Raw genomic sequence first — 14,600 nt, forward strand, 5'->3', positions numbered from 1 at the left:
GGGTTCTTTGGGTTTTAGTCGGCGTCGGGGGTGGCGGCCAGGAGGGCGGCTAGGATGGCGGCGGTTTGGGGGTCTAGGTCGCCGTCGTAGCGGGCGGGCCGGTAGTGCATCTGGAAGGCTGCGAGCGTGGTGCGGGTCTGCTGGTCGAATTCGCCGGTTTGAGGGACGCCGTAGCCCAGGCGCGCCAGTTGCTGCTGCACCCAGGCCGCGTCGGGCAGGCCTTGCTGGATGAAGCGCTCGGCCAGGGCCTGGGCGACGGATTCGTCGTACCAGCGGCCGAAGCCCTCTTGCGCCAGTTCCTTCCATGGGAACAGCGGCCCGGGATCCTGCTTGCGCAGCGGCGCGATGTCGCTGTGGCCGACGATGTCCTCGGGCGCGATGCCGTGGCGCGCGACGATGTCGCGCAGCAATGCCTTCACTGCCCGGATCTGCGCCGCGTCATAGGGTTGCCAGAGCGGCGTACCGTCCGGCGCGGCGCCCATCGGGCCGCGGTTGACGATCTCGATGCCGATCGAGGTGCGGTTGAGCCAGCTATACCCCTGCCATTCGCTGCGCCCGGCGTGCCACGCGGCCTGGCTTTCGTCGACCAGGCGGTAGACGCGGGGCGGATCGCTATCGGTCACCAGGTAGTGGCTGCTGACCTCGCCCTGGCTGAGGGTGCCCAGCGCCCGGGCGGAATCCGACACCGTGTAGTGCAGCACCACGAACTTGACGCGGCTCCCCTGGCTGCGGGCATCGATGGACGTATCGATCTCGAGCCGGCCGGCATCCCGCGGCGTCGTACAGGCCTGCAGCGCCAGCAGCGCGGACAGCGCCAGGATCGTGCCCGGCGCTCGTGCGAGAGAAAAAAACGGCATGCGCATCGAAGAAACGTGGAAGTGGATGGGCTCTCGCTACGATAACCCACCGCCATCGGCAGCCGAGGCGGCCTGGCGCGAACGGGAAGACGGCAGATGCCGCCGCCCCCTGCCCCTCTGCGCTCAGTGCGCGCCGCCCGCGTCCGCCGGCGCACCCTGGCCGCGCTTGCCCGGGCGCGCAAACCACACCATCGCGGTCAGGACCACGAAAATGATGGCCGAGCCGTAGAAAATGTCGACGGCCGACATGGTCAGCGCCTGGCCGTTGATCATGTTGTTGATCGACGCCATGGCCTGCTCCGGCGACATGCCCGCGGCCTGCATGCTGGACAGCGCCTGGCCCGCCGCCGGGCTGTCCGTGGCGATGTGTTCGGCCAGGTGGGCATGGTGCATGGCGGCGCGGTCCTCCCACATGGTGGTCGAGATCGAGGTGCCGAACGCGCCTGCCGTAATGCGCAGGAAATTGGACAGGCCCGACGCGCTGGCGATTTTTTCGGCCGGCTGCCCGGCCAGAGTCAGCGACACCAGCGGCACGAAGAAAGCAGCCATGCCCGCCCCCTGGATCAAGGTGGGTTCGAGCAGCGTCATGATGTCGGACTGCGGCGTGAAGCCCGCGCGCATGAAGCTGACCCCGGCGAATACTCCGAAGGCCATCGTTACCAGCACCCGCGGATCGGTGTGGGCGAGCATGCGGCCCACCACCGGCGTCAGCACGATGGCCAGCAGGCCGACCGGCGCGGTCACCAGGCCGGCATCGGTGGCGGTGTAGCCCATCTGCGTCTGCAGCCACAGCGGCAGCAGCACCACGTTGCCGAAGAACACCGCGTAGGCTACGGACAAGGTCAGCGCCCCCACCGTGAAGTTGCGGCCGGCGAACAGCCTCAGGTCCACGACGGGATGTTTGTCGGTCAATTCCCAGATCACGAAGAAGACGAGGCCGACCACGGCGATCACCGCCAGCGTGACGATGAAGCCGCTGGCGAACCAGTCGAGCTCCTTGCCTTTGTCCAGCATGATCTGAAGGGCGGCGATCCAGACCACCAGCAGCACCAGCCCCACGGTATCGATGGGCAGCTTGCGGATGGGCGACTCGCGCTTGTGGTAGATCATCCAGGTCGCCCATGCCGACAGCAGGCCGACCGGGATGTTGATGTAGAAGATCCACGGCCACGAGTAGTTGTCGGAGATCCAGCCGCCCATCAGCGGCCCGGCCACCGGCGCCACCAGGGTCGTCATCGCCCACAAGGCCAGCGCCATCCCCGATTTCTCGCGCGGATAGCTGCCCAGCATCAAGGTCTGCGACAGCGGGATCATCGGCCCGGCCACCAGCCCCTGCAGCACGCGAAAGGCGATCAGCGACTCCAGGTTGGGCGCGAGCCCGCACAGCCACGAGGCCACGATGAACAGCAGCACCGATGCGATGAACAACCGCACCTGCCCGAAGCGCATGGTGAGCCAGCCGGTCAGGGGCAGCGAAATGGCGTTGGCTACCGCGAACGAAGTGATTACCCAGGTGCCCTGGCTCGTGCTCACGCCCAGTTCGCCCGAAATGGCAGGCAGCGAGACGTTGGCGATCGAAGTGTCGAGCACGTTCATGAACACCGCGGCCGATAGCGCGATCGTGCCCAGCAGGCGCTGGCCGCCCTGCAGGGGCGGATACGAATCCTGCGGCGCGGGCCGCGTGTCGGCGGGCGCGTCGGACTGCGAAGAAACGGAAGTGGTCATCGAATATCCCGGTCCGGCGTTCCGCTCACAGCGCGCCCGGGCCCGGGCGCGCATTGCCCGGCCGGACCGCGATCGGATGCGGCGCGGCCTTGGCGGCTGCCGCCGGGCGGGCCGGCTGCGCGGCGCCCTTGCCCAGGTTCTCGGCGATAGTGGCGGCCACCAGGGCGTCGGCTTCCTCGCGCGCATGCTCCATGACGTCGGTGGTATAGGCCGGCTCGCTGCGCGGCGCCGCAGCCAGCGCGGCGCCGCCGGTGTCGGAGACGTCCACCGACACGTTCATCGACAGGCCGATGCGCAGCGGATGGGCCTCGACCTCCCTGGCGTCGAGCACGATGCGCACCGGCAGGCGCTGCACCACCTTGATCCAGTTGCCGGTGGCGTTCTGCGCCGGCAGCAGCGCGAAGGCGCTGCCGGTGCCGGCGCCCAGGCCGGCCACCTTGCCGTGGTATTCCACCTTGGAGCCGTAGACGTCGGCCTCGAGCGTCACCGGCTGGCCGATGCGCATGCGGCCGAGCTGCACTTCCTTGAAATTGGCGTCGACCCAGACCTGCTGCAGCGGCACGATGGTCATCAGCGGCGCGCCGGGCGCGACTCGCTGCCCCACTTGCGCGCTGCGCTTGGCCACGTAGCCGGTCACCGGCGCCGGCAGCGCGGTGCGCGACAGGTTCAGGAAGGCCTCGCGCACCTTGGCGGCGGCGCCCAGCACGTTCGGATGCGCCTGGACCGTGGTGCCGTCGGTCAGCGCGGTATTGGTCGCCAGCTGCTCGCGCGCGGCCACCAGCGCGGCCTGCGCCGAAGCCAGCGCCGACTTGGCGTTGCTGACGGCCGTCTGCGCATGCAGCAGTTCTTCGCCGCTGACGGCGCCCGACGCGGCCAGGTCCTGGCGCCGCCTGGCGTCGTTCTGGGCCTTGGCCAGGTCGGCCTGGGCGCGCTCGATCTCGGCCTGGCGCACCGTGATGTTGGCCCCCAGCGCGCCATTGCTGGCATACAGCGTGCGGACCTGGCGCACGGTCTGGGCCAGTGCCGCCCGGGCCTGGTCCAGCGCCATCTGGGCGTCGGCCTCGTCGAGCAGGACCAGCGGCGCGCCCGCCTCGACGTAGTCGGTGTCGTCGGCCTGGATGGCGACGATCGTGCCGGCGATCTGCGGCGTGATCTGGACCAGATTGCCCTGCACGTAGGCATCGTCCGTCTTCTCGTAGTGGCGCGCCACGATGGCCCACCATGCGCCATAGCCGATGGCGGCGACGGCAAAGACGGCGGCGGCGCCCAGCATCAGCTTCTTGCGGGGGCTAGCGGGGGCGGATTGTGCGGTTTCCATATACAACCTTGGCTTGAATAGGGGTGCGAATCACATGCTTGAAAAAAGGAATGCTCAGCCGCCGGCGGCGAGCGGCGCGGGCTGGCTGGCGGACAAGTCCGCGCCGCCGCCCAGCGCCTTGGCCAGCGCGACGTCAAGCGTCAGTGCGCGAGCCTTGAGATCGGCGTCGAGCCGGGATTGGGCCAGCACGGAACCTTGCGCGGCCAGCACGCTCAGGTAGTTGCCCAGGCCGGCGCGGTAACGCTTGACCGCGAGTTCGTAGGCTTGTTCGATGGCCTCCCTGGCTTTGCGCTGCTCGGCGCTCTCGCGCTCCAGTGCACGAATGGAGGCCAACGCGTCCGCCACCTCGTTGACGGCATGCAGCACCGTCTGGTTGTAGGTGGCGATGGCCAGGTCGGCGTCGGCCTGCCGGCCCGTCAGGTTGGCATTGAGCCGGCCGCCTTCGAAAATGGGCAGCGTAATGGCCGGCCCCACGCCGACGATCTGGCTGCCCGACCGGAACAGATTGGACAGGCCCAGCGCCGACGTGCCGATGAAGCCCGCCAGGTTGACGTCGGGATAGAACATGGCCTTGGCCGCGTCCACGCTGCCGCGTGCCGATTCGACCCGCCAGCGGGCCGCGACGATGTCGGCGCGCCGGCCCAGCAGCGACAGCGGCACGGAATCGGGCACGGCTGCCGCGGGCGCCGCCAGCTTCACGGGCTGGAGCGACACGCCCCGCTCCGGACCCCGCCCCACCAGCGCGGCGAGCGCGTTGCGTTGCAAGGCAACGCCTTCGTCAACCTGGGCAAGCTGGGTGCGGGCCTCGGCCAGCGCCGACTCGGCCTGCTTGACCTCGACCTGGGTATCCAGGCCCGATGCGTAGCGCTGGCGCGTCAGCTCGACCACGCCGTTGCGTTGATCGATGGCCGAGCGCAGCACCTCGCCCTGGGCGAACAGCCGCTGCAAATTGAAGTAGGCCGTGCCGACGGAGGCCGCCAGCAGGCTCGCGGCCGCTTGCCGCTCGGCTTGCGCGGCCCGCCCCTCGGACAGCGCGGCGTGCAGCTGCGCGCCGTTCTTGTCCCAGAAGTCGAAGTCGTAGCCGACGTTCAGCGCCAGCCGGGCATCGGTGCGCACCGCGCCGGCCAGCGGCGCCGGGACGATGCCATGCTCGGTATAGCGCTGGCGCGTGGCGGTGAACGTCGCATCGACCTGCGGCAGGCCGTTCGCCCGCACCGTGCCGGCGGCCGCCTCGGCGCGCGCCAGCCGGGCCTGGGCCATCGCGATGGAGGGACTGCCCGCCACTGCCTCATCGACCAGAGCGTTCAACTGGCCGTCGCCGTAGCGATGCCACCACTGCCGCGCGGGCCACTGCACCTCGTCCAGGCTCATCCCGAGCTGCGCGGCGTCGACCGCCTGCACATGCTCTGACGGGTCCCGGTCCATGCCCGCGCAGGCGGCCAATGCGGCGACCAGGGGCACTAGCAAGAGTTTCTTCATGGGAATACTTACGTTTTGCTGAATTTAATTGCCTAGCTTATTACTGCTTAGGCAGCTTTTTGGACATGAAAAGGCCGCCGGTGTTCGCTGCCGCCCCGCTCAGGCGGGGCTGGCTCCATTGGCGATCATCCGGCGCAACAGGGATTTCAATTGCTCGATTTCCTCCGCGGTAAAACCGCGCGTGTGCTGGTTCATGACATGGATGAGACGTTCGGGCACCTGCTCGCTGGCACGGGTTCCTTCCTCCGTCAGCTCGAGTTTGATGACCCGGCGGTCCTGCGCGCTGCGCACCCGGCGGATCAAGCCCTTGGACTCGAGCCGGTCGAGCATGCGCGTGGTCGCGCCGGTATCCGAACAGGCGCAGCGGGCCAGTTCAGCGGCAGTCTCGCAGCGTCCTAGCGCCAATTGCATGAGCGGTCCCCATTGCATGGCAGTCAGGTCGAGCACCGTCATCTCGGCATCGACCGTGCGCTGCAACGAATGATTGACCTGTTTGAGCAGGAATCCCAGGCTTTCGTCGAGGTCGTAATCCTTCAGGGATACGCCGCGCGCAGCCGAAGCCTGATCGGCTTGATTCGCATAGTCCATGCCGGCATTATCACTGTCTAGGCAATCATTGTCAAAGCAGCAACTGACCCGTACAGCAACACCAGGCGCATAGAAATATGCGATCTAACCCAGGGCGCCGTGGATCCGGCTTTGCCGGTCCACCAGCGCCGCCCCCCGGGGGGCGCGCGTCAGCGCGTAGGGGGCGGCCTTTTCCTCCCGAGCAGCGAGCCCAGCACGCCTCGCGTCAATTCACGGGCCAATTGCGTGCCGGCAGAACGCACGGCGCTGCGCGCGGCGGATTCCAGCATGCCTTCCCTGCGTCCGCCGCGCGGCCCGGTGGAGCCGAACAGTACGTCGCGCAGGCCGCCGAGCAGGCCGCCATCGCCGGCCTCGTTCGCGGCCGGAGCCGGACGCGGCTCCGCTTTGCCTGCCTTGCCCGCCGTGGCCGGGGCGGCAGACCCGGCGCGGGCGGTCAGCATTTCATAGGCGGACTCGCGATCCACGGCTTCTTCATAGACTCCCGCAACGATGGAAGACTGGCGCAGGGCCTGGCGTTCGGCCCCGGACGCCGGCCCGATGCGGCTGCCGGGCGCCACGACATAAGCGCGTTCGGTCACGCCCGGGCGGCCTTTCTCGTCGAGCAGCGACACCAGCGCCTCGCCCACGCCCAGCTCGGTGATGGTCGCAGCGATGTCCAGGCCGGGGTTGGGCCGCATCGTATCGGCCGCCGATTTGACGGCCTTCTGGTCGCGCGGCGTGAAGGCGCGCAGCGCGTGCTGTACGCGGTTGCCCAGTTGCCCCAGCACCGTCTCGGGAATGTCCAGCGGATTCTGGGTGCAGAAATACACCCCGACCGCCTTGGACCGGATCAGCCTGACCACCTGTTCGATCTTGTCCAGCAGCGCCTTGGGCGCATCGTTGAACAGCAGGTGCGCCTCGTCGAAGAAGAACACGAACTTGGGCTTGTCGGTATCGCCGGCCTCGGGCAGGTGCTCGAACAGCGTGGACAGCATCCACAGCAGGAAGGTCGCGTAAAGCGTGGGCGACTGCATCAGCCTGTCCGCGGCCAGGATGTTGACCACGCCATGCCCTTTGGCGTCGGTCTGCATCAGGTCGTCGATATCGAGCATGGGCTCGCCGAAGAAGCGGTCGCCGCCCTGCGCCTCCAGCGCCAGCAGGCCGCGCTGGATCGCCCCGACCGAGGCCGCCGAGACGTTGCCGTAGCGGGTCTTGAACTGGGCCGCGTTGTCGCCCACGTACTGCAGCATGGCGCGCAGGTCTTTGAGGTCGAGCAGCAGCAGGCCGTTGTCGTCGGCGATGCGGAACACCATGGTCAGCACGCCGGACTGCGTATCGTTCAGGTTCAGCATGCGGCCCAGCAGCAGCGGCCCCATGTCGGAAATCGTGGCGCGCACCGGATGCCCCTGTTCGCCGAACACGTCCCACAGCGTGGCCGGGCACGCGCCCCAGGCCGGCTCGTCCAGGCCCAGCGAGGCCAGCCGGGCCTCGAGCTTGGGCGAACTGGCGCCGGCCTGCGCGATGCCGGTCAGGTCGCCCTTGACGTCGGCCATGAACACCGGCACCCCTTGCCGCGAAAAAGCTTCGGCCATCACCTGGAGCGTGACGGTCTTGCCGGTGCCGGTCGCACCGGTGATGCAGCCGTGCCGGTTGGCCATGGCGGGCAGCAGGAAGAGCTCGGCCTGGGCGTTCTTGGCGAGGAGGATGGGGGCAGCGGCCATGGCGATTCCGTTGAGCGCGCCGACGGGCGCGGAAAATTGCCGGGATTCTGGGCGCAAGGGGCGGATCTTGTCAAAAACCGTCCCGCCGCGGCTCTCCGGCCCGGGCAGATCACGCTCCGGCTGTGGTATCGGCATCAAGAGCATATTCCTCCGAGCGCCGGTATCCCGCGGTCAAGCTAAAATGGCTGTTTTACCGTTACGACACAAGCGATTTCCATGGCCGGACATAGCAAATGGGCCAACATCCAGCACCGCAAAGGGCGCCAAGACGCCAAGCGCGGCAAGCTGTGGACCAAACTGATACGTGAAGTCACCGTTGCCGCCCGCGCCGGCGGTGCCGACCCCGACACCAACCCGCGCCTGCGCCTGGCCTGGGACAAGGCCACCGACGCCAACATGCCCAAGGACACCATCCAGCGGGCGATTGCGCGCGGGGCCGGCGGAGCCGACGGCGACCACTACGAAGAAGTCCGCTACGAGGGCTATGGCATCGGCGGCGCGGCGGTCATCGTCGACTGCATGACCGACAACCGTACCCGCACCGTGGCCGAGGTCCGGCATGCCTTCGCCAAGAACGGCGGCAACCTGGGCCAGGAAGGCTCGGTCGCCTTCATGTTCAAGCACTGCGGCCAGTTCCTGTTCGCTCCCGGCACCTCCGAGGACAAGGTCATGGAAGTGGCGCTCGAGGCAGGCGCCGAAGACGTGGTCACCGACGACGAGGGCGTGATCGAAGTCCTCAGCGCCCCCGCCGACTACGCCGCCGTCAAGCTCGCCTTCGACGCCGCCGGGCTGAAGGCCGAGATGGACGACATCGTCATGAAGGCGCTCAACGACACGGCGCTGGCGGGCGAAGACGCCGAGAAAATGCAGAAGCTGCTGGATGCACTCGAATCCCTGGACGACGTCCAGGAGGTCTACACCACTGCGGTCATGGACGAATAACTCCTTATGAAGCTCCTCGTAATCGGCTCCGGCGGCCGCGAACACGCCCTGGCCTGGCAACTGGCAAGGGCGGCCAAGACCCAGAAGGTCTTCGTCGCGCCCGGCAACGGCGGCACCGCGCTGACTCCGCGCCTGCAGAACGTCCCCATCACCGACCCGGAACGGCTCGCCGACTTCGTCGAGCAGGAAGGCGTCGGCCTGACCGTGGTCGGCCCCGAAGCGCCCCTGGCCGCCGGCGTGGTCGACATCTTCCGCGCCCGCGGCCTGAAGATCTTCGGCCCCACCAAGGCCGCGGCGCAGCTGGAAAGCTCCAAGGATTTCGCCAAGGCCTTCATGGTCCGGCACAACATCCCCACGGCCAAGTACCAGACCTTCACCGATCCGGCCCAGGCCCACGCCTATGTCGACGAACAAGGCGCTCCCATCGTGATCAAGGCCGACGGCCTGGCCGCGGGCAAGGGCGTGGTGGTCGCCGCCACGCCGGAGCAGGCCCATGAGGCCATCGACGCGATGCTGGGCGACGGCAAGCTCGGCCAGGCCGGCGCGCGCGTGGTGATCGAGGAATTCCTCGACGGCGAGGAAGCCAGCTTCATCGTGCTGTGCGACGGCAGGCACGTGCTGCCGCTGGCCACCAGCCAGGACCACAAGCGCCTCAAGGACAACGACGAAGGCCCCAACACCGGCGGCATGGGCGCCTACTCGCCGGCCCCGGTGGTGACGCCCGAATTGCACGGCCGCATCATGCGCGAGGTCGTCTGGCCCACCATCCAGGGCATGGCCAAGGACGGCATCCCGTTCACCGGCTTCCTGTATGCGGGCCTGATGATCAGCGCGAGCGGCATCAAGGTCCTCGAATTCAACTGTCGGATGGGCGATCCCGAGACCCAGCCCATCATGATGCGGGTCAAGAGCGATCTGCTCGAAGTCTTCGAGCACGCCGTCGCCGGCACGCTGGACCAGGCCAACATCGACTGGGACCGCCGCACCGCGCTGGGCGTGGTGATGGCCGCGCACAACTATCCCGACACGCCGCGCTCGGGCGACGTCATCACCGGCCTGCCGGCCGAGACCGCCGACAGCATGGTGTTCCACGCCGGCACCACCGAAAGCGGCGGCGTGGTCAAGACCAGCGGCGGCCGCGTGCTCTGCGTCACGGCCCTGGGCGACTCGGTCAAGCTGGCCCAGCAGCGCGCCTACGACGTGCTGCAGTCCATCCATTTCGACGGCGCGCAATGCCGGCGCGACATCGGCTGGCGCGCCATCTCCCGGCGCGCTGCTCCGGCCGACACGAGCGCCTCATGAACGTCGATACCGCGCTGATGCGCAGCTACTTCACCGGCCTGCAGGCGCGCATCGTCCAGGGCCTCGAAGAACTGGAAGGCCAGCCCTTCCGCACCGACGTCTGGGAGCGGGCCGAGGGCGGGGGCGGCATTTCGCGGCTGATCGAAGGCGGGCAGATGTTCGAACGCGGCGGCGTGCTGTTCAGCCACGTCACCGGCGCCACGCTGCCGCCCTCGGCAAGCGCGCACCGCCCCGAACTGGCCGGCCGTCCCTGGGAAGCCATGGGCGTATCGCTGGTCATCCACCCGCGCAACCCGCACGTGCCGACCGTGCACATGAACGTGCGGGCGTTCATCGCCAAGTCCGTCCACGCCTCCGATGCCGACGACGTATTCTGGTTCGGCGGCGGCATGGACCTGACGCCCTACTACCCGCACGAGGAAGACGCGGTCCACTTCCACCGCACCTGCAAGGCCTCGCTGGAAACCGGCGGCCCCGATCTCTATCCGCGCTTCAAGAAGTGGTGCGACGAGTATTTCTACCTCAAGCACCGCAAGGAAGCGCGCGGCGTGGGCGGCGTGTTTTTCGACGATTTCAGCGAAGGCGGCTTCGAGCATGCATTCGCGGTCACCCGTTCGGTGGGCGACCACTTCCTCGACGCCTACGTTCCCATCGTGCAGCGCCGCGTGGCGCTGCCCTACGGCGAACGCGAGCGCGACTTCCAGGCCTACCGCCGCGGCCGCTATGTCGAGTTCAACCTGGTCTTCGACCGCGGCACGCTGTTCGGCCTGCAATCGGGCGGACGCACGGAATCCATCCTGATGTCCATGCCGCCGATCGCGCAGTGGCGCTACGACTGGCATCCGGAACCCGGTTCGCCCGAGGCGCGCCTCTACGAACTGCTGCCGGCGCGGGACTGGGCTTGAGCGCCACCGTCCCGCACATCGGATTGCTGGGAGGCAGTTTCGATCCCATCCATACGGCGCACGTGGCCCTGGCGCTAACGGCGCTCGAACACCTTCAGGCGGATTCGGTCCAGCTCATTCCTGCCGCCGCTCCCTGGCAACGGCAGCCCTTGGCTGCCACCGCCGAGCAGCGTGCCGAGATGGCGGCGCTCGCCGTGGCCGGCCACCCGGGGCTGGCGGTGAACCGCATCGAAATCGAACGCGGCGGCCCCAGCTACACGGTCGACACGCTGCGCGAACTGACCCGGGAAGCCAGGGAACAGGGCCGCCCGGTCCGCTACGTCTGGATCCTCGGCGCCGATCAGTTGGCCAACTTCTGCACCTGGAACGACTGGCAGGAAATCGTCGCCCTCGCCGACCTCGCCGTGGCGGCCCGGCCCGGCGCCCAGCCCGAACCGTCCGCCCCCCTGACCGAAACGATGCGGGCGTGCGGCTCCCTGCTGCACCGCCTGCCCATGCCCGAAATGGCCGTTTCCAGCTCCGCCATCCGCCAGCGCCTCGCCCGCGGCGAGTCCATCGAAGGCCTCGTCCCTGCGGCGGTATCGCAATACATCACACAGCACCGCCTGTATCAGGTCTAAAACATGGATATACGCAAACTGCAACGCGCCGTCGTCGACGCCCTGGAAGACGTCAAGGCCCAGAACATCACGGTGCTCAACACCAGCCACCTGACCAGCCTGTTCGACCGCGTCGTCATCGCCAGCGGCACCTCGAACCGGCAGACCCGGGCCTTGGCCTCCAACGTCTGCGAAAAGATCAAGGCCCTGGGCGGCGAGGTCATCGCCACCGAAGGCGAGGAAACCGGCGAATGGGTGCTGGTCGACCTGGGCGACGTCGTCGTCCACATCATGCAGCCCGCCATCCGCGAGTACTACAACCTCGAAGAGGTCTGGGGCGGCAAGCCCGTCCGCATGAAGATGACGCCCCCCCCTACGCGCTGACGCGCGCCCCCCAGGGGGCGAAACCGGCGGACTGGCGGAGCCAGATCCGCGGTTTCCTGGGTCTAAACCAACGTGCTTCGCATGCAAACACAATTAGGCAAGAGAGACATCTTGATTAATCGCATGTTTCTATCCAGGGCACAGCGGATCCGGCTCTGCCGGTCCGCCAGTGCCGCCCCCTGGGGGGCGCGCGTCAGCGCGTAGGGGGGTGAAACTGATCATTATCGCGGTGGGGCACCGGATGCCCGGATGGGTCGACGAGGCCTTCGCCGACTACGCCAAGCGCATGCCGCCCGACCTGCCCATCGAACTGCGCGAGGTGCGGCCCGAGCCCCGCACCACCGGCAAGACCGCCGCGCAGATGCAAGCCCTGGAAGCCAGGCGCATCGAAGCCGTCCTGCCCGCCGGCGGACGCTGGCTGGCGCTGGACGAGCGAGGCCGCGACCTCACCACCATGGACCTGTCCAAACAGATGCGGCAATGGCGCGACAACGGCCAGGACGTCGCGCTGCTCATCGGCGGGCCCGACGGGCTCGACGCCGACCTGAAGCGCCGCTGCCACGGCATGCTGCGGCTCTCCAGCCTGACTCTGCCGCACGGCATGGTGCGCGTGCTGCTGGCCGAGCAGCTCTATCGGGGCTGGTCCATCCTGGCCAACCATCCCTACCACCGCGCCTAGGAAGGCCCATGACCACCATCTACCTCGCCTCGCGCAGCCCGCGCCGCCGCGAACTGCTGACCCAGCTCGGCATAGACCACGAACTCCTGCTCGCGCCGCCATCAGAAGGACCGGACGAACCGCAGCTGCCCGGCGAACGCGCGGCCGACTACGTGCGCCGCACGGCGCGCGAGAAAGCGCTGGCCGGCGCCGAGCTGATGCAGATGCGCGAATTGCCTGCACGGCCGGTGCTGGCGGCGGACACCACCGTGATCCTGGACGGAGACGTGCTGGGCAAGCCGCTGGACCGCGACGATGCCGGCCGCATCCTGCGGCGGCTGTCGGGGTCCACGCACGAGGTGCACACCGCGCTCGCGATGGTACATGGCGGCATCCTGCATGAAGACGTCTCGGTCACGCGTGTGCGTTTCCGCGCCCTGGACGAGCGCGACATTGCCAGCTACTGCGACAGCGGCGAACCCTTCGACAAGGCCGGCGCCTACGGCATCCAGGGCCTGGGCGGCGTGTTCGTCGAGCATATCGCCGGCAGCTTCACCGGCGTGATGGGACTGCCGCTGTTCGAGACCGCGCGCCTGCTCGCGATAGCCGGCATCGCCCTGCCCTGACCTGCGGTAAGCTGCGGACTGGGCCCTCGCGCATCTCCTACCGTCCATGACCGAAGACATCCTCATCAACGTTTCCCCGTATGAAACCCGGGTAGCCGTCATCCAGCAGGGCGCCGTCCAGGAACTCCACATCGAGCGCACCTCGCAGAAGGGCTACGTCGGCAACATCTACCTGGGACGCGTGGCGCGGGTGCTGCCGGGCATGCAGAGCGCCTTCATCGACATCGGCCTGGGACGCGCGGCCTTCCTGCACATCGCCGACATCCGCGAAAGCCGGCAGGAGCGCGCCCACGGCGGACACCCCGCCACCCCCATCGAGAAACTGCTGTTCGAAGGCCAGACGCTGATGGTGCAGGTCATCAAGGACCCCATCGGCACCAAAGGCGCGCGGCTGTCCACGCAGATCAGCGTGGCGGGCCGCATGCTGGTCTACCTGCCCTTCGATCCGCATATCGGCATCTCGCAGCGCATCGAATCCGAGGCCGAACGCACGCAGCTGCGCGACCGCGTGCAGAAGCTCGTGCCCGAAGACGAAAAGGGCGGCTACATCGTCCGCACCCAGGCCGAGGACGCCAGCGACGAAGAGCTCGCCGCCGACATCGCCTACCTGCGCAAGCTGTGGTCCATCATGCAGCAGCAGGCGCGCACCAAAGGCGCCCCCTGGCTCCTGCACGAAGACCTCAACCTGACGCAGCGCGTGCTGCGCGACGTCGCCAGCGCCGAGACCGCCTCCATCCAGATCGATTCGCGCAGCAGCTTCACGCGCATGCTGGCCTGGGCGCGCGAGTTCACCCCGTCGGTCATCGACAAGCTGGTGCACTACACGGGCGAACGGCCGCTGTTCGACCTCTACAACATCGACGACGAAATCAGCCGCGCGCTGTCGCGCCGGGTCGAGCTCAAATCCGGCGGCTACCTCATCCTCGACCAGACCGAAGCGCTGACCACGATAGACGTGAACACCGGCGGCTTCGTCGGCGGGCGCAATTTCGACGACACCATCTTCAAGACCAACCTCGAGGCGGCCCAGGCCATCGCCCGCCAGTTGCGCCTGCGTAATCTCGGCGGCATCGTCATCCTGGACTTCATCGACATGGAGAACCTGGAGCACCGCGAGGCGGTGCTGGCCGAACTGCGCAAGGCGCTCTCGCGCGACCGCACACGCATCACGCTCAACGGCTTCACCCAGCTCGGGCTGGTCGAAATGACCCGCAAGCGCACACGCGAATCGCTCAGCCACGTACTGTGCGAATCCTGCCCCACCTGCCAGGGCCGCGGCCAGGTCAAGACCGCCCGCACGCTGTGCTACGAGATCCTGCGCGAGATCCTGCGCGAAGCCAGGCAGTTCAACCCCAAGGAGTTCCGCATCCTGGCCTCGCAGGCCGTGGTCGACCTGTTCCTGGAAGAGGAAAGCCAGAACCTGGCGGCGCTGGGGGACTTCATCGGCAAGCCGGTCTCGCTGCAGGTCGAGGGAATTTATAGCCAGGAGCAGTACGACATCATTTTGATGTGATCAA

Annotated in this window: 14 protein-coding genes; 8 read left to right on the forward strand and 6 right to left on the reverse strand. The window is 68.0% G+C overall.

Translation table 11 applies throughout. The annotated features are described in order from the left end of the window. Nucleotides 1-14: 14 nt before the first annotated feature. From PIGHUM_RS05085 to PIGHUM_RS05110, 6 genes are all read right to left on the reverse strand, one after another. Nucleotides 15-857: an N-acetylmuramoyl-L-alanine amidase gene (locus PIGHUM_RS05085; protein WP_124078312.1), complete on the reverse strand. Its 843-nt coding sequence runs from the start codon at nucleotides 855-857 to the stop codon at nucleotides 15-17. Between the two features lie 123 nt (nucleotides 858-980). Further along, complete coding sequence (locus PIGHUM_RS05090) at nucleotides 981-2,582, reverse strand: DHA2 family efflux MFS transporter permease subunit (protein ID WP_124078313.1); 1,602 nt, start codon at nucleotides 2,580-2,582, stop codon at nucleotides 981-983. Nucleotides 2,583-2,607: 25 nt separating this feature from the next. Next, complete coding sequence (locus PIGHUM_RS05095) at nucleotides 2,608-3,900, reverse strand: HlyD/EmrA/EmrK family protein (RefSeq protein WP_124078314.1); 1,293 nt, start codon at nucleotides 3,898-3,900, stop codon at nucleotides 2,608-2,610. 54 nt (nucleotides 3,901-3,954) lie between these two features. Further along, entirely contained in the window at nucleotides 3,955-5,379 is a 1,425-nt protein-coding gene (locus tag PIGHUM_RS05100) for an efflux transporter outer membrane subunit (protein ID WP_124078315.1), read from the reverse strand. 99 nt (nucleotides 5,380-5,478) lie between these two features. Beyond that, nucleotides 5,479-5,967 carry a MarR family winged helix-turn-helix transcriptional regulator gene (locus tag PIGHUM_RS05105; RefSeq protein WP_124078316.1) on the reverse strand — a complete coding sequence of 163 codons (489 nt, stop codon included), beginning with the start codon at nucleotides 5,965-5,967 and terminating at the stop codon, nucleotides 5,479-5,481. Between the two features lie 149 nt (nucleotides 5,968-6,116). Next, the gene (locus PIGHUM_RS05110) at nucleotides 6,117-7,667 is read right to left on the reverse strand and encodes a helicase HerA-like domain-containing protein (protein WP_124078317.1); all 1,551 of its coding nucleotides are present in this window, start codon (nucleotides 7,665-7,667) and stop codon (nucleotides 6,117-6,119) included. A gap of 216 nt (nucleotides 7,668-7,883) precedes the next feature. Between PIGHUM_RS05110 and PIGHUM_RS05115 the strand changes: the two genes are divergently transcribed. From PIGHUM_RS05115 to rng, 8 genes are all read left to right on the forward strand, one after another. Next, nucleotides 7,884-8,609, forward strand: coding sequence for a YebC/PmpR family DNA-binding transcriptional regulator (locus tag PIGHUM_RS05115; protein WP_124078318.1), 726 nt, complete (start codon nucleotides 7,884-7,886; stop codon nucleotides 8,607-8,609). A 6-nt stretch (nucleotides 8,610-8,615) separates the two neighbouring features. After that, nucleotides 8,616-9,911: a phosphoribosylamine--glycine ligase gene (purD, locus tag PIGHUM_RS05120; RefSeq protein WP_124078319.1), complete on the forward strand. Its 1,296-nt coding sequence runs from the start codon at nucleotides 8,616-8,618 to the stop codon at nucleotides 9,909-9,911. Further along, on the forward strand, nucleotides 9,908-10,816 hold the full coding sequence (gene hemF, locus PIGHUM_RS05125) for an oxygen-dependent coproporphyrinogen oxidase (RefSeq protein ID WP_124078320.1): 909 nt from the start codon (nucleotides 9,908-9,910) through the stop codon (nucleotides 10,814-10,816). The genes purD and hemF overlap by 4 nt, the downstream gene beginning before the upstream one ends. Then, nucleotides 10,813-11,436: a nicotinate (nicotinamide) nucleotide adenylyltransferase gene (gene nadD, locus PIGHUM_RS05130; RefSeq protein ID WP_124078321.1), complete on the forward strand. Its 624-nt coding sequence runs from the start codon at nucleotides 10,813-10,815 to the stop codon at nucleotides 11,434-11,436. The genes hemF and nadD overlap by 4 nt, the downstream gene beginning before the upstream one ends. Before the next feature lie 3 nt (nucleotides 11,437-11,439). Next, nucleotides 11,440-11,799, forward strand: coding sequence for a ribosome silencing factor (gene rsfS, locus PIGHUM_RS05135; protein WP_124078322.1), 360 nt, complete (start codon nucleotides 11,440-11,442; stop codon nucleotides 11,797-11,799). Nucleotides 11,800-12,007: 208 nt separating this feature from the next. Then, nucleotides 12,008-12,478 carry a 23S rRNA (pseudouridine(1915)-N(3))-methyltransferase RlmH gene (gene rlmH / locus PIGHUM_RS05140; protein WP_124078323.1) on the forward strand — a complete coding sequence of 157 codons (471 nt, stop codon included), beginning with the start codon at nucleotides 12,008-12,010 and terminating at the stop codon, nucleotides 12,476-12,478. Nucleotides 12,479-12,486: 8 nt separating this feature from the next. Next, nucleotides 12,487-13,083: a Maf family protein gene (locus PIGHUM_RS05145; RefSeq protein ID WP_124078324.1), complete on the forward strand. Its 597-nt coding sequence runs from the start codon at nucleotides 12,487-12,489 to the stop codon at nucleotides 13,081-13,083. Nucleotides 13,084-13,129: 46 nt separating this feature from the next. Then, on the forward strand, nucleotides 13,130-14,596 hold the full coding sequence (gene rng, locus PIGHUM_RS05150; RefSeq protein WP_124078325.1) for a ribonuclease G: 1,467 nt from the start codon (nucleotides 13,130-13,132) through the stop codon (nucleotides 14,594-14,596). Nucleotides 14,597-14,600 lie beyond the last annotated feature (4 nt).

This window comes from Pigmentiphaga humi, assembly GCF_900606115.1.
Taxonomy (GTDB): Bacteria; Pseudomonadota; Gammaproteobacteria; order Burkholderiales; family Burkholderiaceae_B; genus Pigmentiphaga; species Pigmentiphaga humi.

Bases quoted from the DNA above. Each gene is read 5' to 3' on its own strand.
- PIGHUM_RS05085 (WP_124078312.1), bottom strand. From the start codon at position 857: ATGCCGTTTTTTTCTCTCGCACGAGCGCCGGGCACGATCCTGGCGCTG.
- PIGHUM_RS05090 (WP_124078313.1), bottom strand. From the start codon at position 2,582: ATGACCACTTCCGTTTCTTCGCAGTCCGACGCGCCCGCCGACACGCGG.
- PIGHUM_RS05095 (WP_124078314.1), bottom strand. From the start codon at position 3,900: ATGGAAACCGCACAATCCGCCCCCGCTAGCCCCCGCAAGAAGCTGATG.
- PIGHUM_RS05100 (WP_124078315.1), bottom strand. From the start codon at position 5,379: ATGAAGAAACTCTTGCTAGTGCCCCTGGTCGCCGCATTGGCCGCCTGC.
- PIGHUM_RS05105 (WP_124078316.1), bottom strand. From the start codon at position 5,967: ATGGACTATGCGAATCAAGCCGATCAGGCTTCGGCTGCGCGCGGCGTA.
- PIGHUM_RS05110 (WP_124078317.1), bottom strand. From the start codon at position 7,667: ATGGCCGCTGCCCCCATCCTCCTCGCCAAGAACGCCCAGGCCGAGCTC.
- PIGHUM_RS05115 (WP_124078318.1), top strand. From the start codon at position 7,884: ATGGCCGGACATAGCAAATGGGCCAACATCCAGCACCGCAAAGGGCGC.
- purD (WP_124078319.1), top strand. From the start codon at position 8,616: ATGAAGCTCCTCGTAATCGGCTCCGGCGGCCGCGAACACGCCCTGGCC.
- hemF (WP_124078320.1), top strand. From the start codon at position 9,908: ATGAACGTCGATACCGCGCTGATGCGCAGCTACTTCACCGGCCTGCAG.
- rsfS (WP_124078322.1), top strand. From the start codon at position 11,440: ATGGATATACGCAAACTGCAACGCGCCGTCGTCGACGCCCTGGAAGAC.
- PIGHUM_RS05145 (WP_124078324.1), top strand. From the start codon at position 12,487: ATGACCACCATCTACCTCGCCTCGCGCAGCCCGCGCCGCCGCGAACTG.
- rng (WP_124078325.1), top strand. From the start codon at position 13,130: ATGACCGAAGACATCCTCATCAACGTTTCCCCGTATGAAACCCGGGTA.